The 22943-nt window shown below is 73.5% G+C and carries 26 protein-coding genes; 14 read left to right on the forward strand and 12 right to left on the reverse strand.

What is annotated here, in order from left to right; all coding sequences use genetic code 11:
- Positions 1-92 precede the first annotated feature (92 nt).
- On the reverse strand, positions 93-1115 hold the full coding sequence (locus tag FHX44_RS06325) for an XdhC family protein (RefSeq protein WP_246170241.1): 1023 nt from the start codon (positions 1113-1115) through the stop codon (positions 93-95).
- Positions 1116-1323: 208 nt separating this feature from the next.
- Between FHX44_RS06325 and FHX44_RS06330 the strand changes: the two genes are divergently transcribed.
- Together FHX44_RS06330 and FHX44_RS06335 are read left to right on the forward strand one after the other, a co-directional pair.
- On the forward strand, positions 1324-2682 hold the full coding sequence (locus FHX44_RS06330) for a hemolysin family protein (RefSeq protein ID WP_147254609.1): 1359 nt from the start codon (positions 1324-1326) through the stop codon (positions 2680-2682).
- A complete protein-coding gene (locus FHX44_RS06335; RefSeq protein ID WP_147254610.1) occupies positions 2679-3677 on the forward strand; it encodes a hemolysin family protein in 999 nt (332 codons plus the stop codon). The genes FHX44_RS06330 and FHX44_RS06335 overlap by 4 nt, the downstream gene beginning before the upstream one ends.
- 117 nt (positions 3678-3794) lie before the next feature.
- On the opposite strand, the gene FHX44_RS06340 is transcribed toward FHX44_RS06335, so the two are convergent.
- Positions 3795-5192, reverse strand: coding sequence for a glycine--tRNA ligase (locus FHX44_RS06340; protein ID WP_147254611.1), 1398 nt, complete (start codon positions 5190-5192; stop codon positions 3795-3797).
- A gap of 145 nt (positions 5193-5337) precedes the next feature.
- On the opposite strand from FHX44_RS06340, the gene FHX44_RS06345 reads away from it, so the two are divergent.
- From FHX44_RS06345 to FHX44_RS06355, 3 genes are all read left to right on the forward strand, one after another.
- On the forward strand, positions 5338-5688 hold the full coding sequence (locus FHX44_RS06345; RefSeq protein WP_147254612.1) for an ArsR/SmtB family transcription factor: 351 nt from the start codon (positions 5338-5340) through the stop codon (positions 5686-5688).
- Positions 5689-5690: 2 nt separating this feature from the next.
- Complete coding sequence (locus tag FHX44_RS06350) at positions 5691-6317, forward strand: SRPBCC family protein (protein WP_147254613.1); 627 nt, start codon at positions 5691-5693, stop codon at positions 6315-6317.
- Between the two features lie 116 nt (positions 6318-6433).
- Positions 6434-7615, forward strand: coding sequence for a winged helix DNA-binding domain-containing protein (locus FHX44_RS06355; protein ID WP_212612356.1), 1182 nt, complete (start codon positions 6434-6436; stop codon positions 7613-7615).
- A 3-nt stretch (positions 7616-7618) separates the two neighbouring features.
- Here the strand turns inward: FHX44_RS06355 and FHX44_RS06360 are convergent, their stop codons facing one another.
- Positions 7619-7945: an antibiotic biosynthesis monooxygenase family protein gene (locus tag FHX44_RS06360; protein WP_147254614.1), complete on the reverse strand. Its 327-nt coding sequence runs from the start codon at positions 7943-7945 to the stop codon at positions 7619-7621.
- Between the two features lie 97 nt (positions 7946-8042).
- Here FHX44_RS06360 and FHX44_RS06365 point away from each other — a divergent pair, with 97 nt between their 5' ends.
- The 3 genes from FHX44_RS06365 (at position 8043) to FHX44_RS06375 (ending at position 9189) form a co-directional block, all read left to right on the forward strand.
- Positions 8043-8447: an ArsR/SmtB family transcription factor gene (locus FHX44_RS06365; RefSeq protein WP_147254615.1), complete on the forward strand. Its 405-nt coding sequence runs from the start codon at positions 8043-8045 to the stop codon at positions 8445-8447.
- A complete protein-coding gene (locus FHX44_RS06370; protein ID WP_147254616.1) occupies positions 8444-8872 on the forward strand; it encodes a Fur family transcriptional regulator in 429 nt (142 codons plus the stop codon). The genes FHX44_RS06365 and FHX44_RS06370 overlap by 4 nt, the downstream gene beginning before the upstream one ends.
- Before the next feature lie 131 nt (positions 8873-9003).
- On the forward strand, positions 9004-9189 hold the full coding sequence (locus FHX44_RS06375) for a DUF1918 domain-containing protein (RefSeq protein ID WP_147254617.1): 186 nt from the start codon (positions 9004-9006) through the stop codon (positions 9187-9189).
- A 16-nt stretch (positions 9190-9205) separates the two neighbouring features.
- Here the strand turns inward: FHX44_RS06375 and FHX44_RS06380 are convergent, their stop codons facing one another.
- Entirely contained in the window at positions 9206-9586 is a 381-nt protein-coding gene (locus tag FHX44_RS06380; protein ID WP_147260960.1) for a hypothetical protein, read from the reverse strand.
- A 17-nt stretch (positions 9587-9603) separates the two neighbouring features.
- Entirely contained in the window at positions 9604-10389 is a 786-nt protein-coding gene (locus FHX44_RS06385) for an isoprenyl transferase (RefSeq protein WP_147254618.1), read from the reverse strand.
- Positions 10390-10485: 96 nt separating this feature from the next.
- Between FHX44_RS06385 and FHX44_RS06390 the strand changes: the two genes are divergently transcribed.
- From FHX44_RS06390 to FHX44_RS06405, 4 genes are all read left to right on the forward strand, one after another.
- On the forward strand, positions 10486-11310 hold the full coding sequence (locus tag FHX44_RS06390; RefSeq protein WP_147254619.1) for a DedA family protein: 825 nt from the start codon (positions 10486-10488) through the stop codon (positions 11308-11310).
- A 6-nt stretch (positions 11311-11316) separates the two neighbouring features.
- Positions 11317-12447 (forward strand): sensor histidine kinase, encoded by a 1131-nt coding sequence (locus FHX44_RS06395; protein WP_147254620.1) that lies wholly within the window; start codon positions 11317-11319, stop codon positions 12445-12447.
- On the forward strand, positions 12438-13082 hold the full coding sequence (locus FHX44_RS06400) for a response regulator (protein ID WP_147254621.1): 645 nt from the start codon (positions 12438-12440) through the stop codon (positions 13080-13082). Before FHX44_RS06395 ends, FHX44_RS06400 begins: the two co-directional genes overlap by 10 nt.
- A gap of 71 nt (positions 13083-13153) precedes the next feature.
- Positions 13154-14392, forward strand: a complete 1239-nt coding sequence (locus tag FHX44_RS06405; protein ID WP_147254622.1) for an FAD-dependent oxidoreductase — start codon at positions 13154-13156, stop codon at positions 14390-14392.
- Here the strand turns inward: FHX44_RS06405 and recO are convergent.
- Positions 14389-15129, reverse strand: coding sequence for a DNA repair protein RecO (gene recO, locus FHX44_RS06410; RefSeq protein ID WP_147254623.1), 741 nt, complete (start codon positions 15127-15129; stop codon positions 14389-14391). The two genes, FHX44_RS06405 and recO, sit on opposite strands and share 4 nt — an antisense overlap.
- Positions 15130-15213: 84 nt before the next feature.
- On the opposite strand from recO, the gene FHX44_RS06415 reads away from it, so the two are divergent.
- Entirely contained in the window at positions 15214-16014 is an 801-nt protein-coding gene (locus FHX44_RS06415; RefSeq protein WP_212612357.1) for a HugZ family pyridoxamine 5'-phosphate oxidase, read from the forward strand.
- 29 nt (positions 16015-16043) lie between these two features.
- Here the strand turns inward: FHX44_RS06415 and FHX44_RS06420 are convergent, their stop codons facing one another.
- Positions 16044-17120, reverse strand: a complete 1077-nt coding sequence (locus FHX44_RS06420) for a TetR/AcrR family transcriptional regulator (protein WP_147254624.1) — start codon at positions 17118-17120, stop codon at positions 16044-16046.
- Between the two features lie 90 nt (positions 17121-17210).
- On the opposite strand from FHX44_RS06420, the gene FHX44_RS06425 reads away from it, so the two are divergent.
- Entirely contained in the window at positions 17211-18395 is a 1185-nt protein-coding gene (locus tag FHX44_RS06425) for a cytochrome P450 family protein (protein ID WP_147254625.1), read from the forward strand.
- 14 nt (positions 18396-18409) lie between these two features.
- On the opposite strand, the gene era is transcribed toward FHX44_RS06425, so the two are convergent.
- Genes era through ybeY form a run of 5 tightly spaced genes read right to left on the reverse strand, consistent with a single transcriptional unit; the run spans position 18410 to position 22817 of the window.
- Positions 18410-19339, reverse strand: coding sequence for a GTPase Era (gene era / locus FHX44_RS06430; RefSeq protein ID WP_147254626.1), 930 nt, complete (start codon positions 19337-19339; stop codon positions 18410-18412).
- Positions 19336-20565: an L-2-hydroxyglutarate oxidase gene (gene lhgO / locus FHX44_RS06435; protein ID WP_147254627.1), complete on the reverse strand. Its 1230-nt coding sequence runs from the start codon at positions 20563-20565 to the stop codon at positions 19336-19338. Before lhgO ends, era begins: the two co-directional genes overlap by 4 nt.
- On the reverse strand, positions 20562-20930 hold the full coding sequence (locus FHX44_RS06440) for a cytidine deaminase (protein WP_147254628.1): 369 nt from the start codon (positions 20928-20930) through the stop codon (positions 20562-20564). The genes lhgO and FHX44_RS06440 overlap by 4 nt, the downstream gene beginning before the upstream one ends.
- Positions 20914-22269, reverse strand: coding sequence for a hemolysin family protein (locus FHX44_RS06445; RefSeq protein ID WP_147254629.1), 1356 nt, complete (start codon positions 22267-22269; stop codon positions 20914-20916). The genes FHX44_RS06440 and FHX44_RS06445 overlap by 17 nt, the downstream gene beginning before the upstream one ends.
- A gap of 11 nt (positions 22270-22280) precedes the next feature.
- Entirely contained in the window at positions 22281-22817 is a 537-nt protein-coding gene (gene ybeY / locus FHX44_RS06450) for an rRNA maturation RNase YbeY (protein ID WP_147254631.1), read from the reverse strand.
- Positions 22818-22943 lie beyond the last annotated feature (126 nt).

The raw sequence follows: 22943 nt of genomic DNA on the forward strand, positions 1-22943 counted from the left end.
GAGCGTCGGCGCCTCCGCCCCGGTCAGGTCCGCGACACGCCGCGGCGGACCTGGGGTGGAGAGCGCCCGCGTGAGGTCGTGGCGGGCGGTCATCAGCCGATCCGGCCGTCGCCTGCGGCGAGCGCGCTGCCCGTCCGCCCGGACCGGGCCGCCACGACCTGCGCGACGATCGACACCGCCGTCTCCGCCGGGGTGCGCGCGCCCAGGTCGAGCCCGACCGGCCCGTGCAGGCGGGCCAGCTCGGCCTCGGTGAGGCCTGCGGCCAGTAGCCGCTCGCGGCGCGCGGCCTGGGTGCGGCGCGACCCCAGCGCGCCGATGAACCCCCGGCCCCGCCGGAGCGCGTCGACCAGCACGACGTCGAACGCGGGCGCGTGGTCGAGCAGCACGAGGACGTCGGCGTCGGTGAACGCGGCGACGGCGCTGTGGACGGCGTCGAGGTCGGTCTCGGCACGCGCCGCCCAGCCGAGCAGCCCGGCCTGCGCGAGCAGCGCCTCGCCGATGGCGCCCGCCCCGGCGACCAGCACCGACGGCACCGGGACCCAGATGTCGACCAGCAGCTCGACGTCGCCGGCCGGCACGCGCTCGGTGGCGGTGGCACCGCGGCGCAGCAGCCCGCGGGCGGCCCCGGTGGCCTCCGTGTCGAGCTCGGGCGTGCCCAGTGACCCGTGCACGGCCTCGAGCTCGGGCCCCGCGAGCACGATCGCCCCCGCGCCCTGCGCGGTCGAGACCAGCGCGGCCGGCGCGCCCCGTTCGAGGGCCTCACCCAGCGCGGCCGCCTGCTCGGCGGGCAGCGGGTGGCCCAGCAGCGTGGCGCCGCCTGCGCAGGCGAGGCCCGCGTCGAGCGCGGTGGCCTCCGCGACGTGCGCCTCGCGGGTCTGCGGCCCGGACACCGCCGCCGCGGCCAGCGGGAGGACCGCGTCGTCGAGCGTGCCGCGGTAGAGCGCACCGGCCACGGCGCCACCCGCCGTGCCCGCCACGAGCTGCCCGCTCTCGACCGTGCCGAACCCGTGGCGCGCGAGCACGCGCACCACACCCACGCCGTCGGGCGCCCACTTCCGCAATGCCGCACCGAGCTCCCGGAGCCCCGACACGGGGGCCGCGCCCGCTTCCGTCACGGGGCCCAGGGTAGCGACCGGGGCGGACCGAGTCGGGGCACGAACGCGCCGATCGTGTGACGTGATCGGCAGGCGGCCGAGGAACTACGTGGTGATCTCGAACGTTGGGAGAGACGAACCGTCATCACCACAGCACAGGAATCATGGATCCCGCAGACAGTACCGGCGCCGCCCTCGCAGGGCGGCAGCTCGAACGGGCCGGTCGCCCGTGACCATCCTCTCCATCCTCCTCGGCGTGCTGACGGTCGTCGGCCTCACCGTGCTCACCGGCTACTTCGTGGCCCAGGAGTTCGGGTACATGGCCGTCGACCGCTCCCGGCTCCAGGCCCGCGCCTCCGCGGGTGACGCGGCTGCGCGGCGCGCGCTCGGCATCACCCGCCGCACCTCGTTCATGCTGTCCGGCGCCCAGCTGGGCATCACCGTCACCGGCCTGCTGGCCGGCTACGTGGCCGAGCCGATGATCGGTGACGGCGTGGCCGAGCTCCTCGGCGGCACCGGTGTGCCGGCGGGCGCCGGGCTGGTCATCGGCGCAGTGGTGGCGCTGGTCGTCGTCACGGTCGTGCAGATGGTGTTCGGCGAGCTGTTCCCCAAGAACCTCGCGATCGCCCGGCCCGAGCCGGTGGCGCGTGCACTCGCGTACTCCACGTCGATCTACCTCGCCGCGTTCGGCTGGCTGATCCGGCTCTTCGACGCCGCCTCGAACGTGCTGCTCAAGGCGCTGCGGATCGAGCCGGTGCACGACGTCGAGCACGCTGCGACCCCGCGCGACCTCGAGGCGATCATCGACGAGTCCCGCGACAGCGGCGACCTCGACGACGACCTGTCCACCCTCCTCGACCGCGTGCTCGACTTCACCGACCGCACCGCGCGGGCCGCGATGATCCCGCGGCCGCGGGTCACATCGGTACGGGCCGGCGCCCCGATCTCCGAGCTCGTCGAGGTGATGGCATCGGGCCACTCGCGCCTGCCGGTCATCGGGGAGAACCCCGACGACGTGGTCGGCGTGATCTGCCTGCGCGACGTGCTGGCCCTGGAAGGGCGGTCCGACCTGGCCACCCTGCGCGTCATCGACGTGGCCCGCACACCCGTGCTCGTGCTGGCGTCGCTGCCACTGCCCACCGTCCTCGACCGCCTTCGCGGGGCCGACGACGAGTTCGCGGTGGTCGTCGACGAGTACGGCGGCCTCGCAGGCGTCATCACGGTCGAGGACATCGCGGAGGAGCTCGTCGGCGAGATCACCGACGAGCACGACCCGGCCGGTGCCGACGGCCTCGCCGCGAACGACGGCGAGTGGACCGTGCCCGGCACGCTCTCGGTCGAGGAGGTGGAGCGCCTGCTCGACGCCGACCTGCCGGACGGCGAGTACCAGACCATCGGCGGCCTGGTGATCGACGAGCTGCAGCGCCTCCCCGAACCCGGCGACGGCGTCCGGCTCCGGCTCGAGAACCCGTCGCTGTCCGAGGAGGGCGAGCCGCCGCGCACGCTGGAGATCACCGTGCTCACCGTCGAGCGCCACGTGCCGTCCTCCGTGCGGCTGGCGTGGGCCGAAGCGGAGGTGCCGGCATGAGTGTCGGTGTCGCACTCGGCGTCTCCGTGGTGCTGGTCGCGCTCTCCGCGTTCTTCGTGGCGATCGAGTTCGCGCTCGTCGCCGCCCGCCGCTACCGCCTGGAGGAGGCCGCCGCCACCAGCGTGTCGGCTCGAATGGCGCTGCGCTCGGCCCGGGACCTGTCGATGCTGCTCGCCGGATCGCAGCTGGGCATCACCCTCTGCACGGTCGGCCTCGGCGCGATCGGCAAGCCCGCCGTCGAGGAGCTGCTGCACCCGCTCTTCGGCGGACTCGGCGACCCGTGGTCCACGGTGGTCTCGTTCGTGCTGTCGCTGATCGTCGTGACGTTCGTGCACCTGGTCGTCGGCGAGATGGCGCCCAAGTCATGGGCGATCGCCCACCCCGAGCGCTCCGCCACGATGCTGGCGCTGCCGATGCGGGCGTTCATCGTGCTCACCCGGCCGGTGCTCGTCGGGCTGAACGGCATGGCCAACTGGTGCCTGCGCCGCGTGGGCGTCGAACCGGTCGACGAACTGGCGGGCGGGCACAACCCGGACGACCTGCGCGAGCTGGTGGAGCACTCCGCCAGCACGGGCGCCCTCGACCCGGAGCGGCGCGACCAGATCGTCACCGCGCTCGAGCTGGACCGTGCCCCGCTGCGCGAGGTCGTGCGGCCGCGCTCGGAGGTGGCGGGCGTGCCCACCGGCGCCGACGCTCCGGCGATCCGCGCCGCCGCCCGGGAGAGCGGCCACCTGCGCCTCGTCGTCGGCGATGCCGACGGGCGCCCGGTCGGCGTGGTCCACGTGCGCGACGCGCTGGCCGTGCCGGCCGGCACCACGGCGGGCGAGCTCATGCGCCCGATCCGCACACTGCCGGCCGACCTGCCGATCCACGACGCCCTGTCCGCCATGCAGGCCGGGCGCAGCCAGATCGCGCTGGTGGAGTCCGATGGTGCGGTCGTGGGCCTGGTGACGCTCCACGACCTGCTCGACCGCCTGCTCCCGGCGGCCGCCTGAACCGACGAGCGGCGCTGTTGTGCCACTGAGGGCCGCGCGCTTGCTTCGCGGCGCGCGCAGCCCTCAGACATGCATGGCGTCGGAACCTATCCGACGAACGCGCCGCTCGTCGGAACGTCAGCAGCCGATGAGGCGGGCGGCCAGGTAGGACTCCACCTGGTCGAGCGCGACGCGCTCCTGCGCCATCGAGTCGCGCTCCCGGATCGTGACGGCCTGGTCGTTCAGGGTGTCGAAGTCGACCGTGACGCAGAACGGCGTGCCGATCTCGTCCTGGCGCCGGTAGCGGCGACCGATCGCGCCGGCGTCGTCGAACTCGACGTTCCAGTGCTTGCGCAGCCGGGCGGCCAGGTCGCGCGCCTTGGGCGAGAGGTCGGCGTTGCGCGAGAGCGGCAGCACCGCGGCCTTGACGGGCGCGAGCCGCCGGTCGAGCCGCAGCACCACGCGGGTGTCGACGCCACCCTTGGCGTTGGGCGCCTCGTCCTCGGTGTAGGCCTCGACGAGGAACGCCATCATCGAACGCCCGACACCGGCCGCGGGCTCGATCACGTACGGCCGGTACCGCGCGCCGGAGGCCTGGTCGTAGAACGACAGATCCACGCCGGAGTGGTTCGAGTGCGTGGTGAGGTCGAAGTCGGTGCGGTTGGCGATGCCCTCCAGCTCGCCCCACTCCTGGCCCTGGAAGCCGAAGCGGTACTCGATGTCGACGGTGCGCTTCGAGTAGTGGGAGAGCTTCTCCTTGGGGTGCTCGTAGTGGCGCAGGTTGTCCCGCGCGATGCCCAGGTCGACGTACCAGGCGGTGCGCTCGTCGATCCAGTACTGGTGCAACTCCTCGTCGGAGCCGGGCTCGACGAAGTACTCCATCTCCATCTGCTCGAACTCGCGCGTGCGGAAGATGAAGTTGCCGGGCGTGATCTCGTTGCGGAAGCTCTTGCCCATCTGGCCGATGCCGAACGGCGGCTTCTTGCGCGACGTGGTCTGCACGTTGAGGAAGTTCACGAAGATGCCCTGCGCCGTCTCCGGGCGCAGGTAGTGCAGGCCCTCCTCGGACTCCACCGGGCCGAGGTAGGTCTTGAGCATCATGTTGAAGTCGCGCGGCTCGGTGTACTGGCCGCGCGTGCCGCAGTTCGGGCAGGGCACGTCGGACAGGTCGTCCTCCGACACCTCCTTGCCCGTGCGCTCGGCGTACTCCTCGGCGAGCTGGTCGGCCCGGAAGCGGCGGTGGCAGGACAGGCACTCCACCAGCGGGTCGGTGAACACGCCGACGTGGCCGGACGCCACCCACACCTGGCGAGGCAGGATCACCGAGGAGTCGAGGCCCACGACGTCCTCGCGGCCGGTGACGGTGGCCTTCCACCACTGCCGCTTGATGTTCTCCTTGAGCTCGACGCCCAGCGGGCCGTAGTCCCACGCCGACCGGGTACCGCCGTAGATCTCCCCCGACGCGAAGACGAAGCCGCGCCGCTTGGCGAGCGCGACGATGGTGTCGATCTTTGCGGACGAGGGCTTGCTGGCCACGGGTGACTCCAGGTGGACGGACGGTGAGCTCCCAGCGTATCCGGCGCGCTCCACCGCATTGCCCGCCCCCGGTCCGCGCACCCCGATCAGGGGGTCACCATTAACAAGGCTGTACTTATATAAGTGACGTCTGTATATTGGCGTCGTGCACGCGTTCGACGTCCTCGGCGACCCGGTCCGGCGCCGGATCCTCGAGCTCCTCGCCGAGGGCGAGCAGACCTCAGGAGCGGTCACCGCCGTCGTCTGCGCGGAGTTCGGCATCTCCCAGCCCGCGGTGTCCCAGCACCTCAAGGTGCTGCGCGAGAGCGGCTTCGCCACCGTCCGGCCGGAGGGCACCCGCAGGCTCTACGCCGTGCGCCCCGAGCCGCTCCAGGACGTCGACGCGTGGCTCGACCGCTTCCGGCGGTTCTGGACCCCGCGGCTGGCGGCACTGGCCACCGAGATCGAGCGCGGCAAGCGGGAACGCCGGCTGCGCAACGACCACCCCGAGGAGTGACCATGTTCGACATCGACCCCCAGATCAGCGCGGTCAGCCGCACGGTCGGCACCAGGGAGCGCGACGGCCGCGAGGCGAAGGTCGTCACGATCAGCCAGGCGTTCGACACCGACGTCGACGACCTCTGGGAAGCCTGCACGACAGCCGACCGGCTGGGACGTTGGTTCGCCCCGGTCTCGGGAGAGCTGCGCCTCGGCGGGCGTTACCAGATCGAGGGCAACGCAAGCGGCACGGTCGAGAGCTGCGATCCGCCCAAGAGCTTCTCCCTCACGTGGGAGTTCGGCGGCGGGGTGAGCTGGGTCGAGGTGCGCCTGTCGCCCGAGGCCGGTGGCGGCTCGCGCTTCGAGCTCGAGCACACCGCCCACCCCGAGGAGCACTGGGACACGTACGGGCCCGGGGCCGTCGGGCTCGGGTACGACATGGCCCTTGCCGCGCTGGCCCTCCACCTGCGGACCGGGGGCGTCACCAACGACCAGGAGCACGCGGAGTGGTGGGCGACGGACGCGGCGAAGCAGTTCCTCGCCGCGGCCGGGGACCGCTGGTACGAGGCCGACGTCGCGGGCGGCGCGGCGCCCGAGGCCGCCCGCGGTGCCACCGACCGCTGCGTCGCGGCGTACACGGGCGGCTGACGACGAACCGGCCGACGGCACACGCTCCGTGCGGACGGCACACAGCGCCCGTCGTGCGTGCGCCCCCACGCGGTGTGTGCCGTCCGCCTGACGGTGGCCTCTGGCAGGCTCCGGCCGTGCCTCCCCGCCACATCGACGTCGCCGAGCGCCGCGCCCGGCTCGCCGTCCGCCACCGGCTCACGCCGGCCACCCGCACCGACGACGTCGTCGCCATCGCCGACGCCATGGCCGGGCTGCACTCCACCGACCCCGTCACGGTGCACCTGTCGGCGGCGGCGCGCATGCTGCACCCCCGGCTGCCCGCTGTGGACGAGGCGCTCTACGAGCACCGCACGCTGGTGCGCCACCACGCGATGCGCCGCACCCTGTGGGTGTTCGGCCGCGAGCTCGCCCGGGCCGCCCACCACTCGTCCACGGTCACGCTGCTGGGGCGCCAGCGCACGCTGCTGCTCGACGCCGTGACCGCGGCGGGGCTGGCCCCCGACCCCGAGCGCTGGGTGGCGGCCGCCTCGGAGGAGATCCTCGCGGTGCTCGCCGACAAGGGCCCGCTCAGCGCGCGCGAGCTCGGGACGCTGGTGCCGAACCTGGCCGTTCCGATCACGATCGGCACCGGCCGCCAGGCCGCCGTGCTGTCCGCGCACACCCGCGTGCTGCTGGTGCTGGGCTTCGAGGGGCGGGTGCTGCGGGCCCGCCCCACCGGCACGTGGATCAACGGGCAGTACCGCTGGGCGGCAGCGCACGCCTGGTCGCCGGAGTTCACCGAGCCGCTCGACCCCAGCGAGGCGGCCGCAACGGTGGCCCGCGCCTGGCTGCGCGCGTTCGGCCCCGGCACCCGCACCGACCTGCAATGGTGGACCGGCTGGACGGTCGCCACCACCAAGCGGGCGCTCGCCGACGTCGGCGCGGTGGAGGTCGAGCTCGGCGAGGGCCCCGGTTACGTCCTGCCCGATGACGTCGACCCGGCCCCGCCCGCCGAGCCGTCCGTCGCGCTCCTGCCCGGACTCGACCCGTCCACCATGGGCTGGAAGCAGCGCGACTTCCACCTCGACCCGGCCCACGGCCCCCTCCTGTTCGACCGCAACGGCAACGGTGGCCCGACGATCTGGGTCGACGGCCGGATCGTCGGCGGATGGGTGCAGCGCGTCGACGGCACCATCGCCGTCCGGGTGCTGGAGGACATCGGCGCCGAGCGACACGCCGAGGTCGAGAGCAAGGCCCACGAGCTGGAACAGCTGCTGGGAGGGGTCCGCTTCACACCGAGGTTCCCGGCCCCGCTCCAGGCGGAACTACGGACTTAGGGCTCAGGCGAGCAGGCTCCGATGTGCCGTCGCCGCGCCGGCCGCCGCCGTCACCAGCGTCTCGAACGTCGCAGGCTCGTCCGCCAGGGCCTCGCTCAGCAGCGGCACGACGTGCTCGCGCACCGGGAACGGGGACAGGGCGCGCCGGTAGGCGTCCACGGAGGAGAAGCGGACCGTCAGCACCCAGCGGTCCGGCTCGTCGACCGACCGTCCCAGCTCGCCGCCGAGGCACCCGTCCGCGGCGGTGAGCAGCTCCAGCGCGGTACGGGCGCGGGCCGAGAATTCGGGCGCGAGATCGGGGGTGGTGGTGAACCGGCACACGAGCAGCACGCCCCCACCCTTCCAGCACGCGCCTACGATGGAGGCGCGGCCCGTCTGCACTGACCACCGGGGAGCGCGGCCGCCGCTTCCGGGGATGGGGACGCCGATGTCGATCGTCGCAGGTGCGGGGCCCACCGGCCGAGCCGCCGCCGTTGACGGGCTGACCGCCGACGATCACGTCGAGCACGTGGCCGGCCACCCGGCCTCCAGGCCAGCCCCGGTACGCACCCCGCGTACGCTCGCGGCCGCAGGCGACCTGCTGCGCGCGCTCGCCGCGCCGGTGCGCATCGCGATCGTGCTGCAGCTGCTGGAGTCCGACCGGTGCGTGCACGACCTCGTCGACGCGCTGGGGGTCGCCCAGCCGCTCATCAGCCAGCACCTTCGGGTGCTGAAGTCGGCCGGGGTGGTGCACGGCGAGCGCCGCGGTCGCGAGGTGGTGTACTCCCTGGTCGACGATCACCTGGCGCACATCGTGGTCGACGCGGTCGCACACGTCGAGGAGGGGCGATGAACACCGATGTGAACGGGCAGGCGCCCACCACGAGAGCGCTGCGCGCCACCCGGCAACGGGCGGCGGTGTCGGCGCTGCTGGACCGGCTCGACGACTTCCGCTCCGCCCAGGAGATCCACGAGGAACTGCGGCGCACCGGCGAGGGCATCGGCCTCACCACCGTCTACCGCACGCTGCAGACCCTCGCCGACGGCGGCGAGGTCGACGTGCTGCGCACCGGCTCGGGCGAGGCCGTCTACCGCCGCTGCGCCTCCGCGGAGCACCACCACCACCTCGTCTGCCGCCGCTGCGGCCACACCGTCGAGATCGAGGGCCCCGCAGTGGAGACCTGGGCGAAGCGGGTGGCCGAGGACCACGGGTTCGTGGAGCTGAGCCACACGGCAGAGGTCTTCGGCCTCTGCAAGGACTGCGGCGCCGCCCGCTGACGATCGGCCCTGACGGTCGGCGCTGCCGCAGATCCTGCGAGCGGTACCTCCGATCGTGACGCCCTCTGGACCGCGGCGGCCCGCTGCGGGAGCATCGGGGCGAGCCCGAACCGGAAGGGGATGACCTGCCGATGGAGGCGAAAGCGGGCGACCACATCGTCGTGGAGGGCACGATCGTCGACCAGGCGCGGCGCGAGGGCGAGGTCCTCGAAGTGATCGGCTCCGGCGACCGCAGGTGCTACCGGGTGCGCTGGCAGGACGGCCACGAGTCCGTCTTCCAGCCCGGCCCGGGCGCGCACGTCACGTCCCCGGGCTGAGCGGCGCCACTCGGCGTTACTCGGGCTGCAGCGCCGCACGCAGGCTGGAGGCGCCGCTCACCACGAGCATCAGCAGCGTTCCCATCGCCTTCTCGTCGAGTCCGGAGGCCGGGAACGCGTAGCGCCACGTGACGTCCCAGCCTGCGTCGCCACGGATCACCCGCGCGGTGCCGAACAACCCCTCGCCCAGGCCGAGCGCCACCTGCGATGGCACGTCGGACTCGGCGGGCAGGTCCCACGCCACCACGCACGTGAGGTTGAGGACCGGCAGGCCGTCCTCCAGGTCCAGCCCCTGCAGCGCGCAGACCACGCCGCCGTGGGCGAAGGTGAGTGCGCCGTCGTCGTCGACGGTGACGTCGTGGTAGCGCTCCAGCGCGGTGCGGGCCACGGCCAACATGTCGGCGATGGAACTGGTCACGAGGCGGCCTCCGGGGTGTCGAGGGCTCCACCGAAGCGGCGGTCGCGCCTCGCGTAGATCTCGATCGCCTGCCACAGGTGGCGGCGGTCGAAGTCGGGGAAGAGCGTGTCGAGGAAGACCAGCTCCGCGTACGCCGACTGCCAGAGCAGGAAGTTCGAGGTGCGCTGCTCGCCGGAGGAGCGCACGAACAGGTCGACGTCGGGCATGTCGGGCTCGTCGAGGTACCGGGCGATCATGCGCTCGTCGATCTTGTCGGGCTTGACCCTGCCCTCGGCGACCTGGCGCGCGATCTGCTTCACGGCGTCGGCGATCTCCGCCCGCCCGCCGTAGTTGACGCACATGGTGAGCGTCAGCACGTCGTTGTGCTTCGTCTTCTCCTCGGCGATCTCCAGCTCCTTGATCACCGAGCGCCACAGCCGCGGGCGCCGGCCCGCCCAGCGCACCCGCACACCCATGGCGTCCATCTCGTCGACGCGGCGGCGGATCACATCACGGTTGAAGCCCATGAGGAAGCGCACCTCGTCGGGGCTGCGCTTCCAGTTCTCGGTGGAGAACGCGTACGCCGACAGCCACCGGACGCCGATGTCGATCGCGCCGCGGGCCACGTCCATCAGGGCGGCCTCTCCGCGGCGGTGCCCCTCGATCCGGGGCAGCCCGCGGGCATTGGCCCAGCGCCCGTTCCCGTCCATGACCAGTGCGACGTGGTTCGGCACCAGCTCGGGCGGGATCACCGGGGGGCGCGCACCGGACGGGTGCGGCGGCGGTGGCTGGAACCGGCTCACGAACTCACCCTAGGGGTCGGGGTGCGGGAAACCTCAGGGTCCCTCCGGCGAGCACCCCACTCCGGGCATACCACCCATCCCTCTACCGTGTGAATCATGACCGCCCCCGCCCCACAGCTCGACGGCATCGTCGGTTGGGTCGTCGATCTGATGGAGACGCTCGGCGCGCCCGGCGTCGGTCTCGCGATCGCACTGGAGAACCTGTTCCCGCCGCTGCCCAGCGAGGTGTTCCTGCCGCTCGCCGGGTTCGCCGCCTCGCGAGGTGAGCTGAGCCTCGTCGCGGCGATCGCCTGGACGACCATCGGGTCCGTCGTCGGCGCGCTCGCGCTGTACGCGCTCGGCGCCGCGCTCGGCAGGAACCGGCTGCGCGCGATCGCCGATCGGATGCCGCTGGTGGACGTGGGCGACATCGACAAGGCGGAGGCCTGGTTCGCCAGGCACGGCGCGAAGGCGGTGTTCTTCGGGCGGATGGTGCCGTTGGTCCGCAGCATGATCTCGGTGCCGGCCGGGGTCGAGCGCATGGGCATTCCGCTCTTCCTCGCACTCACCGCCGCGGGGAGCCTGATCTGGAACTCCATCTTCGTGATGGCCGGGTACCTGCTCGGCGAGAACTGGCACATCGTCGAGAGCTACGCGGGCATCTTCTCGAAGGTGGTGCTCGTGGTGATCGCGATCGCGGTGGTGGTCTTCGTGGTCGTGCGGATCAGGCGCCGCGGCCGGGACGTCCCCGCGGATCAGGACGTCCCCGCGGACCAGGGCGACGCCCCCACCGAGCGGATCCCGGTGGTGCGGGTGCCGCGCCCGGAGCCCATGCGGCAGTGGTCGGCCGAGCCGTCGTCCACGGAGTGGTCGGCCCAGCCCACCCAGCGGCTCCCCGTGATCCGGCCCGACGCACCGCCTGCGCAGCGGTCGCGGCGGTAGCGACGCGTGCGGACCTGGGCACGCACCGGCTCGGGCCTCGTCCTCGGCGCCTGCACCGCGGCGGTGCACCTGCTGCTCGCGCTCCCCGTCGCCGCGGCACTGCTCGTGCCCGCGCTCCGTCCGGTGGCGGAGTCGGTAGTCTGCCGGCTCGCCGGGCTGGAGCGCCGCCGGATCGTGGTCCTGCTCGGCGGGACGGGCGGGCGTGCGGAGCCGCCACCGGCACGAGCGCTGCGCTACCTCGCAACGCGGATCCCCGTCGGGCTGCTGGGTGGGGCGGTGCTCACGCTGCTCGGCATCGGCCTGACCTTCGCCGCCACCCTCCTCTTCTCGTGGGTCACGCAGACGCCCTGGGTCATGGAGCGCGAGGCGGCCGTCGTGGTGAGCGGCCTGCTCGTCGCGTACTACGCCGTCCCCGGCGCGGTACTGCTCTACCTGGCGCTCGCCGGCGCAGGGGGCGTGGCCCGCTGGGAACGCACGCTGCTCGGCCGGCTGCTCGCGCCTTCGCGCGAGGAGCAGCTCACCCGTCGCGTCGAGGAGCTCTCGCGCACCCGGGACGCGATCGTCGCGGCCGTCGACGACGAGCGCCGCCGCATCGAGCGCGACCTCCACGACGGCGTGCAGCAGCGCTTGGTGGCACTCGGCATGCTGCTGGGCAGGGCGCGCCGCCACCCCGACCGCGCTGCCGAGCTCGTCGCGCAGGCCCACGACGAGGCCCAGCGCACGCTCGTGGAGCTGCGCGACGTATCTTGGCGCGTCTACCCGGCCGCACTGGACACCGGTGGCCTCGCGGCCGCGCTGGAGTCGGTGGCCGAGCGGGCCCCGCTGCCGGTCCGGATCCACTGCGACCTGCCCGTCGAGCCGCCCGCTACCGTGCGCGCGGCCGCCTGGTTCGTCATCAGCGAAGCGGTGACGAACGCGGCAAAGCACTCGGGCGCGCTGCGCGTGGACGTGGAGGTGGCGATGGTGGACGGCCGGCTGCGCGCCACCGTCCGCGACGACGGTCGCGGCGGCGCCGACCCGGCGGCCGGGGGCCTTGCGGGGCTGGCGCGCCGGGTCGCGGCAGCGGACGGCGCCTTCACGGTGGACAGCCCGGCCGGCGGGCCGACCGTCGTCACCGCGGAGCTGCCGTGCGCGTGACGATCGCCGAGGACTCCGCGCTGCTGCGCGAGGGGCTCGTCCGCCTGCTCGTCGACGAGGGGCACGAGGTGGTGGCCGCGGTCGGCGACGTCCGAGCGCTGCTCGGGGCCGTCGAGCGCGAGCAGCCCGACGTCGTGGTGGCCGACGTGCGCATGCCGCCCACCCACAGCGACGAGGGCGTGGTCGCGGCGCTGGAGATCCGGCGCCGGTGGCCGCAGGTCGGGGTGCTCGTGCTGTCGCAGTACGTCGAGCGCAGGCACACCGCGCAGCTGATCGGCGACGACGGCGGGCGCGTCGGCTACCTGCTCAAGGACCGGGTGACGCAGGTCGAGGAGTTCCTGGACGCGCTGGAGCGGGTGGGCGCAGGCGGCGCGGCGTTCGACCCGGAGGTGGTGCGGCAGCTGCTCGCCGCCGGCAGGCGCGCCGACCCGCTCTCCCGCCTCACGCCCCGGGAACGCGACGTGCTCGACGCCATGGCCGAGGGCCTCACCAACGCCGGTACGGCGGAGCGGCTCCGGATGTCGGTCAGCGCCGTGGAGAAGCACGTGGCCTCCATCTTCGGGAAGCTGGGCATCGCGGAGGCTGCGGGGTACAGCAGGCGGGTGCTGGCGGTCCTGCGCTACCTCGGCTCGTGAGCCTGGACGCCGCCCTCCTGCGCGGAGTACCGTCGCCCATATTCATCAATCGATGAAAAGTGGGTATCGCGATGAACGAGCGCACGACCTGCGCCGTCGTCGGCGGCGGTCCGGCCGGCATGGTGCTCGGTCTCCTGCTCGCCAGGGCAGGCGTCGACGTCACGGTCCTGGAGAAGCACGGCGACTTCCTGCGCGACTTCCGCGGGGACACCGTCCACCCGTCCACCCTGCAGCTGCTCGACGAGCTCGGCCTCGGCGCCCGCTTCGCCGAGCTCCCGCACAGCGAGCTGCGTGAGATCGCCTTCCCGTTCCCCGACGGATCCCGCGTCGTCGTCGGCGACCTGCGACGACTCAAGGTCGCCCATCCCTACATCGCGATGGTGCCGCAGTGGGACCTGCTCAACCTGCTCGCGGAGGCGGCGGAGGGGGAGCCGACGTACACCCTGCGGATGCGCACCGAGGTCACCGAGCTGATCCGCGAGGGCGGGAGGGTGCGTGGCGTGCGCTACCGCACCGAGGACGGCGAGCTCCACGAGCTGCGCGCCGACCTCACGGTGGCCGCGGACGGGCGCTGGTCGATCGCCCGCGCGCAGGCGGAGCTGCAGCCGAAGGAACTGCCGGTGCCGATCGACACGTGGTGGTTCCGGCTGTCGCGCAACCCCGCCGACGACCCGACCGCGCTGACACCGGTCGTGAGCGACCGTCGCTTCGTGCTCGTGATCCCCCGCGAGGGTTTCCTCCAGCTCGCGTACTTCGCCGCGAAGGGCAGCGACGCCCGGCTGCGTGAGCGGGGCGTCGAATGGTTCCGCCACGAGATCGCCACGGCCGTGCCGTGGCTCGCCGACCGGGTCGGCGAGCTGACGTCGATGGACGACGTCAAGCACCTCGACATCCGGCTGAACCGGCTGAACCGCTGGCACGTCGACGGGCTGCTGTGCATCGGCGACGCGGCGCACGCGATGTCCCCCATCGGCGGGGTCGGGATCAACCTCGCCGTGCAGGACGCCGTCGCCGCCGCGACCCTGCTGGCCGAGCCGCTGCGGCGGGGCGACGTCGGCGCGGCCGCGCTGGCCAGGATCCGCAGGCGGAGGCTGGTGCCGACGATCGCCGTGCAGACCCTGCAGCAGATCCTGCACCGCGCCGTCCTGAAGCCGATCATCGACGGGGAGCGCCAGGGCCCGCCGAAGCCGGTCGTCGCGCTGCTGAAGGCGATCCCCGCTGCGTCGTTCGTGCCCGCGTACCTGATCGGGGTGGGGCTGCGGCCCGAGCACGCGCCCGCGTTCGCCCGGCGCGCCGCGGCGAGCCCTTAGGTGACAGCTCGCCGCTCGACCAGCGGCAGGGACCGCAGCTGGCGCTCCATGTGCCACTGCAGGTGGGCGGCCACGAGCCCGCTGGTGTCGCGGCGGGTGACGGTGGTCGCGGTGTCGGCGGTGCCCCAGTCGCCGTGCAGCAGCGCGTCGAGCAGCGCGAACGTCTCCTGCGACGGCCGCACCGAGCCGGGAGGACGGCAGCGCGGGCACACCGCTCCCCCGGCGGGGATGTTGAACGCGACGTGCGGGCCGGGCTCGGCGCAGCGGGCGCACTCGGAGATCGCGGGTGCCCACCCGGCGTGGGTCATTGCGCGCAGGAGGAACGCGTCGAGCACGAGCGACGGGTCACGCTCCCGACCTGCGAGGGCCCGCACGGCACCCACCAGCAGCAGGTACACGCGCAGCGCGGGCTCGCCCTCCTCGGCGACGAGCCGGTCGGCCGTCTCCAGCATCGCGCAGCCCGCCGTGTAGCGCGGGTAGTCGCCGATGATCCCGGCGCCGAACGCGTCGACGGTCTCGGCCTGGGTGACGATGTCCAGCGACCGGCCGGTGTAGCACTGCACGTCGACGTGGTTGAACGGCTCCAACCGCGCACCCCAGCGCGACCGGGTGCGCCGCACGCCCTTCGCCACCGCGCGCACCTTGCCGCGGCGGCGGGTGAGCAGCGTGACGATGCGGTCCGCCTCGCCGAGCTTCTGCACCCGCAGCACCAGGCCGGTGTCACGCCACAGGGTCACCGGCCCAGCCTACGGCCGGCCCCCGCTTGACACTGCCCCCCACACCAGGTGAGGTGACCCTAATTCGACATCCGAGGAGACCCGGTGACCCATGTCGTGCCCGAGCACCAGCGCGCCGCGGCCGAGCACACCCTCGCGGCCACTCCGGGGGTGCGAGGCGAGCTCAGCGACGCCGAGCGCTCCCGCACGCTGATCACCGCAGTCCGCACCGGCTCCCTCTCCACGATCGGCGAGGGCGGGTTCCCGTTCGGCTCGCTCGTCTCGCACGCCGTCGACCCGAGCGGACGGCCGTTGCTGCTGCTCAGCGACCTGGCCGAGCACAGCCGCAACCTCGCCGCCGACCCGAGGGCGTCGCTGATGGCCACGGAAGCCGGTGCGGGCGACCCCCTCGCACTGGCCCGGGTCACCGTGATCGGCCGCGTCGGGGAGCTCGAGGGCGGCGAGCGCGCGGCCGCCCTGGAGATCTACCAGGAGGCCCAGCCCGGCGCGTTCTACGCCGGGTTCGGCGACGTCCGCCTCTACCGGCTCGAGGTCGAGTCCGTCCGGTACGTCGGCGGGTTCGGCCGGATGAGCTGGGTGGACGCCGCGAGCTACGCCGACGCCGAGCCCGACCCGCTGCGCCCGCACGCCGAGCGGATCATCGCCCACATGAACGACGACCACGCCGACGCGCTGGTGCTGTTCTGCCGCCGGTTCGCCGAACGGCCGGACACCACCGAGGCGCGGATGGTGGCGGTCGACCGGTACGGGTTCGCCGTGCTCGCCGCGGACGAGGCGGGCGGCCGGCAGACCGCGGTGCGCCTGCCGTTCCACGAGCGCACGGACACCCCGGACGGCGTCCGGAAGGCGATGATCGAGCTTGTGCGCCGCGCGCGTGCCGCGTAGCCGGGACCCGCGCCCACCAGCAGCGATCTTCAGGCCGACGCGGCCGCGTGGCAGGCCCCCCGCCCCTCGGCGTGCGCCACGATCCGGCCACCCGCGATGCGCACTGCCGCCTCCGTGGCGTCGCTGACGACCCGCTCGCCCGCCGCCGCCGCGACGGCGCCCGCCTCGTCGTGCACCACCTGGAGCCGGGGCCACGCCGACTCGGGGAACGCAGGCCGGATGCAGCGGCAGACGTCCGCCACCACGAGCCGGGCGAGCGAGGCCAGCTCGCCGGGCTCGCCGGAGACCAGCACCGCGGTGACGACCGAGCCGGGCGGCGCAGCCCGCACCGCCTCCTCGACGGCCACGAGCCGGTGCAGTCCGAGCACGGCGACGACGCCGTCGCCTGCGAGGTCGGCCGGTGTGCCGCGCACGGCGTCCACGGCGGCGGGAGGCTCCCATGGCCGTCCGGCCGGACGAGCCCGCGGTACGTACGGCAGGTGAGGTGGGGCCCACTCGTCCCCCCGCCCGCTGCCGAGCTCGAGGTCGGCGAGCCCTTCGCAGGCGCTGACGACGTCGAACGGGTCGGCGAAGCCGGGCGCGGCGGCGGCGAGCTGGCCTGCGCCGTGCAGCGTGGTGAGCGCGACCTCGGCCGCGCGCACCCGGCGGCCCTCGCGTGACGGCCCGTGCATCTGCTCCAGCGCGAGTCCGAGCAGGACCGCGTCGAGGGCCATGAGCTGGGCGAACGGCGTGCGCATGCGCTCGTCGGCCAGCACCTCCGGCACGAGGTCGGCGCCGAGCGGCGTCGTGCCGTCGGGGTCGGCCGAGGCGAGGGGGAGCCGCCCCACCCACGCCCTGGCGAACGCCCCGAGTGCCGTGCGCGGCGTCGTGCCGGGGACCACCTGCGGGATCGGCGCCCGCTCCGCCTCCGCGGCGAGCACAGCGAGGTAGAGCGCGCGCTTGCCCGGGAAGTTCGAGTAGACCGCGCCGCGGGTGAGCTCCGCGCGCTCGGCGATCACATCGATCTTGGCCTCGCGGAAGCCCCGTTCGACGAACTCGGTGCGGGCCGCGGCGAGCACCCTCTCGCGCGTGCGCTCCTGCGCCTGGGCCCTCGTGAGCCGGGCCATCGCCCTCCCGTCGTAGCCGCCTCTGGCGCCACGATGCTACGGTCGCCATTCGAATGATGAGAACATCTGTCTTTAACATCTGGAGGACGCGTGCCTGCCCTGCCCGAGATCGACCTCACCGATCCCGCGGTGCTCCGCGACCCGTTCACCGCCCACGGGCAGGCCAGGGAGCGCTCGCCCCTCGTCCGGCTGCTCGTGCCCGGGATGGCGGCGATGTGGGGCGTGTCGCGCTACGCGGAGGCGCGGGCGGTGCTCTCCGACCCGGCGCGGTTCGCCCTCAGCCCGGCCACGTTCGCCTTCAAGCCCGATGTGTCCGACGAGCTGAAGCCCTACCTGCGGTCCATGCAGGAGATGGAAGGCCCCGAGCACGCGCGGCTCCGCAGGCTGGTGTCCCCGGCGTTCACGCCGCGGCGGGCCGCGCAGTTCCGGCCGCGGATCGAGGCGATCGTCGAGGAGCTCCTCGACGACCTCGCCGAGCAGGCGACGGACGGCCCGGCCGACCTGATCGCGCATCTCGCGCGGCCGCTGCCGATGGCGGTGATCTGCGAGCTCGTCGGCATCCCGGAGCAGGACCGTCCGCGCTGGCGGGAGTACGGGGCGGCGGTGGCGGCGGGCGCCGGTGCCGCGTTCGTCGACGCGATCCCCGGCATCATCGAGGGCGCCAGGGCGGCGGTGGCCGCGCGCCGGGCCGAGCCGCGCGACGACCTCGTCTCCGACCTCGTCCGCGCCCAGGCCGAGGACGGCGACCGGCTCAGCGACGTCGAGCTGGTCACCCTCGTCTGGCAGCTCGTGCTCGGCGGGCAGGTCCCGACCAACCTCCTCGCCAACGCCGTCGAGGTGCTCCTCACCCACCCCGACCAGCTCGCCGCGCTCCGCGCCCACCCCACGCTCGCGCCGCGGGCCGTCGAGGAGCTGACGCGCTGGTGCGGCCCCCAGCTGCTGGCGTTCCCGCGGTTCACGACGCAGGACGTGGAGCTGTCCGGCGTGCGGATCCCCCGAGGCGAACCGGTCGTCGCCGTGATCGCGGCCGCCAACCGCGACCCCCGGGCGTTCGCCGATGCCGACATGCTCGACATCAGCCGCGACGGCTCCGCTCCCCACCTCGGGTTCGCCCACGGCCCGCACTTCTGCCTGGGCGCCGCGTTCGCCCGCGTGCAGACCCAGGTCGCGCTGACCGCCCTCCTGCGCCGAGCCCCCGGCCTCGCGCTCGGCGAGGTGCAGCGCGCCTCCGACGGAGGCACCTGGCGGCTGGCCGCGCTGCCCGTCACGCTCTGACGGGCGCGCTCACTTCAGAAGCCCAGCTTGCGCAGCTGCTTCGGGTCCCGTTGCCAGTCCTTGGCGATCTTCACGTGCAGGTCGAGGTAGATCCTCGTCCCGAGCAGCGCCTCGATCTGCCGCCGCGCGTCGGCGCCCACCTGCCGCAGCCGGGCGCCGCCCTTGCCGATCACGATGCCCTTCTGGCTGGACCGCTCGACGTAGATGTTGGCGTGCACGTCCAGGAGGGGCGGTGCCGATTCGGGGCGCCCCGAGCGGGGCACCATCTCCTCGATCACCACGGCGATCGAGTGCGGAAGCTCGTCGCGCACCCCTTCGAGGGCGGCCTCGCGGATCAGCTCCGCGACGAGGGTCTCCTCCGGCTCGTCGGTGAGCTCGCCGTCCGGGTACAGCGGCGGGCCCTCGGGGAGCCGGGCGACGAGCAGGTCGGTGAGCAGGTCGACCTGGAACCCGTTGACCGCCGAGCAGGGCACGACCTCGGCGAACTCCATGAGCCCCGCCATCTGGGTGAGCCGCTCGGCGACCTGGTCGGGCTGGGCGGCGTCGGTCTTCGTGACGATGCCGAGCACGGGCGTGCGTCCGGCGACCGAGCGCAACTCGTTCGCGATGAACTCGTCGCCGCGGCCCACCGGCTGGTCGGCCGGCACGCAGAAGCCGATCACGTCGACCTCGGCCCACGTCTCCCGGACGACGTCGTTGAGCCGGCTGCCGAGCAGCGTGCGCGGCTTGTGCAGCCCGGGCGTGTCGACGACGACGAGCTGCGCGTCCTTGCGGTGCAGGATGCCGCGGATCGCGTGCCGGGTGGTCTGGGGCCGGCTCGACGTGATCGCGATCTTCTGCCCGATCAGCGCGTTGGTCAGCGTGGACTTGCCCGCGTTGGGCCGGCCGACGAAGCAGGCGAAACCGGACCGGAAATCGTCCGGGACCTGCGCGAACCCGGTCACGAGACCGTCAGGGGCGCGAGCTTCTCGCCGGTGAGCTTCTCGAGGATCTCCCGGCCGATCGGCAACGCCGCGGTGGCGGCGGGCGAGGGCGCGTTCAGGACGTGCAGCACCGAACCGGCGCCCGACCCCTGTTCGACGAACAGGAAGTCGTCGACGAGGGTGCCGTCGGCCTTCACCGCCTGGGCCCGCACTCCCGCGCCCGCGCGGTGCAGGTCCTCCGCGCGCACGTCGGGCAGCATCCGCTGGATCTGCTTGACCATCGCCGCGCGCGAGAGCGACCGGTGCATCTCGCCGAAACCGTACTTCCAGTGCTTCTTGGCGACCTTGATCATGCCCGGGTAGGTGATCGTCTGCAGGAACTCCTTGGGCTTGACCACGCCCCAGGAGTAGCCCTCGCGGGCCAGTGCGAGCACCGCGTTCGGGCCGGCGTGCACGTGCCCGTCGATGCCGCGGGTGGCGTGCACGCCGAGGAACGGGAACGCCGGGTCGGGCACCGGGTAGATCAGGCCCTTCACCAGCTCGGCGGCGCGGTCGCTGAAACCGGAGTACTCGCCGCGGAACGGGATGATCCGCACGCCCGGGTCGGCGCCGGCCGCCCTGGCGACCTCGTCGCAGCGCAGCCCGGCACACACGACGACCTGCTTGCCGAGCAGGTCGCCTGTCTCGGTGCGCACCACGACGTCGTCCGCGCGAGGCGCGATCCCGGTCACCGCCCGGTTCAGGTGGATCTCGCCGCCCTCCTTGGCGACGAGCTCGCCGATCTTCTCGGCGATCGCGCGGTAGTCGGTGATCCCGGTGGACGGGACGTACAGCGCGGCGATACCGCGGACGTGCGGCTCGTGCTCGCGCATCCCGGCCTGGTCGAGCTCGTGGTTCTCCACGCCGTTGGCGTCGCCGCGCCGCTTGAGCTCCGCCATCCGCGGCAGCTCCTCCGGGTCGGTGGCGACCACCAGCTTGCCGGTGACCTCGTGCGGCAGGTCGTGCTCACGGCAGAACGCCACGGTCTCCGCGCAGCCGGCCACCGCGAGGCGCGCCTTGTAGCCGCCCGGGGCGTAGTAGAGCCCGGAGTGGATGACGTTGGAGTTGTTGCCCGTCTGGTGGCGGGCGAGCTGCGGCTCGCGCTCGACGACGGCGACGGACCGGCCGGTGCGCACCACGGCGTGGGCGGTGGCGAGGCCGACGATGCCGCCGCCGACCACGACGACGTCGAACGAGGGGGTGCTCATGAACTGGTCTCCGGGGTCAGGGTCTCGGCGCTGTATTTCTGTACGACGGCGCCGGACGCGTCGGCGCGCAGGATGTAGGCGGAGGGCGTGAGGTCGCGCACCGCGGCCAGCGAGGCCGCGTCGACGGAGTCCGACCCCGTTACGACGGCGGCCGCTTCCAGCCCGGGTGCCCCGCTCGACACCGCGGCGGCGACCGCCGCCTGCAGCGCGGTGAGCGTGAGCGACGGGAGCGCGACGGTGGCCGCGGCGTAGGTGCGCCCGTCGGTGTCGCGGACCGCGGCTCCTTCGGCGGCGCCGGTGCGCGCGCGGGCCGACCTGGCCAGCGTGACGATCTTGACGTCTTCCGGGTCAGCCTGGTCGGGCATCGCTCTCCTCACGCTGTGCGGCGTCCTCGTCGGGCGCCTGCTTCTCGACGGGCTCCACCAGCACCGTGTTGATCCGTACCCGCCCGCGCGCGTCCTTGCCACCCTCGGCGAGGAGCCGCAGGCCTGCCACCTCGGTCTCGGCCCCGGGCAGCGGCACGCGGCCGAGCCGCTGGGCGAGCAGCCCGCCGACGGTGTCGACGTCGGCGGCGGCGAGGACCTCGCCCAGGTCGTCCTCCTGCCCGGCCGGGCCGTCGGGGCCGCCGAAGTGCTCGAGGAGGTCCTCCACCGGGAGCCGCGCCGACACCCGCAGCCGCCCTTCGTCCAGCTCCTGGACGTCGGGAACCTCCGCGGTGTCGTACTCGTCGGTGATCTCGCCGACGATCTCCTCGAGGATGTCCTCGATGGTGACGACGCCGGCCGTGCCGCCGTACTCGTCCACCACGATCGCCATGTGGTTGCGCGCGGCCTGCATCTCCTTGAGCAGCTCGTCCACCCGCTTGGTGTCGGGCACGAGCACCGCGGGCCGCATGACCTCCGCGAGCGGGCTGTCCGGCTGCTCGACCTGCGCGCGCACGAGGTCCTTGAGGTAGGCGACGCCGATGATGTCGTCGATGTTCTCGCCGAGCACCGGGATGCGCGAGTAGCCGCTCTTGAGGGCGAGCCGCAGCACCTTGTCGACCGGCGTGGCCCGGTCGGTCCACACGACGTCGGGGCGCGGCACCATCACCTCACGCACGATCGTGTCGCCCAGCTCGAACACCGAGTGGATCATCTGCCGCTCGTCCTCGTCGACGACGCCGCTGGTGCTCGCCATGTCGACGAGCTCGCGCAGCTCCACCTCGGACGAGAACGGGCCCTGCCGGAACCCCTGCCCCGGGGTGATCGCGTTGCCGACGAGGATCAGCAGCTTGGTGAGCGGGCCGAGCAGGGTGGCGAGCGCGCGGACCGGCGCCGCGACGAGCATCCCGATGCGGTAGGGGTGCTGGCGGCCGAGCGTGCGCGGGCCGACGCCGATGAGCACGTAGCTGACCACGACCATGACCGCGCCGGCGGTGAGGCCACCCGCCCAGTCCCGGTCGAAGATCTGGATGAGCGCGATCGCCAGCAGCACCGTGGCGGCGGTCTCGGCGGCCAACCGCAGCAGCAGGAGCAGGTTGACGTGCCGCGGACGGTCGGCGGCGACGGCGGCGAGTGCGCGCGAACCGGGGCGGCCGGCGCGCACGAGGGCGTCGACGCGGGCGCGCGACACCGTGTTGAGGGCCGCGTCGGCCGCTGCGAACAACCCCGCGAGCGGGACCAGCAGGATCGCGGTGACGATCAGCGGGAGGGTGCCGTCCATGACCGGGGGGTTCAGGAGTCCTCGAGGCCTGCGGTGCCGAGCACCGCGGAGTCGCTGCGGTGCCGCGCGGCCTCGGCGGCGGCCTTCTGGCGTGCGGCCTGCCAGTCGGCGAGCAGCCGGTTCTGCAGGCCGAACATCTCCCGCTCCTGCTCCGGCTCGGCGTGGTCGTAGCCGAGCAGGTGCAGCACGCCGTGCACGGTGAGCAGGTGCATCTCGTCGGCGAGGGTGTGGCCCGCCTTGCGGGCCTGCGCCTTGGCGAAGTCCGGGCACAGCACGATGTCGCCGAGCAGCGCCGGGCCGGTGTCGGGGGCGTCCGGGCGCCGCGACTCCTCCACCAGCTCGTCCATCGGGAACGACAGGACGTCGGTGGGCCCCGGCTCGTCCATCCAGCGCTCGTGCAGCTCGCTCATGACCTCTTCGGTCACGACGAGGATCGACAGCTCGGCCGCGGGGTTGACGTGCATCGCGTCGAGGGAGAAGCGCGCCACGGAGGCCAGCAGCGACTCGTCGACGGCCACGCCCGACTCGTTGCACACCTCGATAGACACGGATTTCCCCTGCTCCACTCGCTTACCGGACAACCAGCCTAGACCGTCGAGCACAGTGGCTAGCGCCCCGTCCAGGGAGGTCGGTGCGTAGATCGGTGGATCCAGGCGTTCGCTGGCAAGGCGGAG

The sequence above is a fragment of the Pseudonocardia hierapolitana genome (genome assembly GCF_007994075.1).
GTDB lineage: Bacteria > Actinomycetota > Actinomycetes > Mycobacteriales > Pseudonocardiaceae > Pseudonocardia > Pseudonocardia hierapolitana.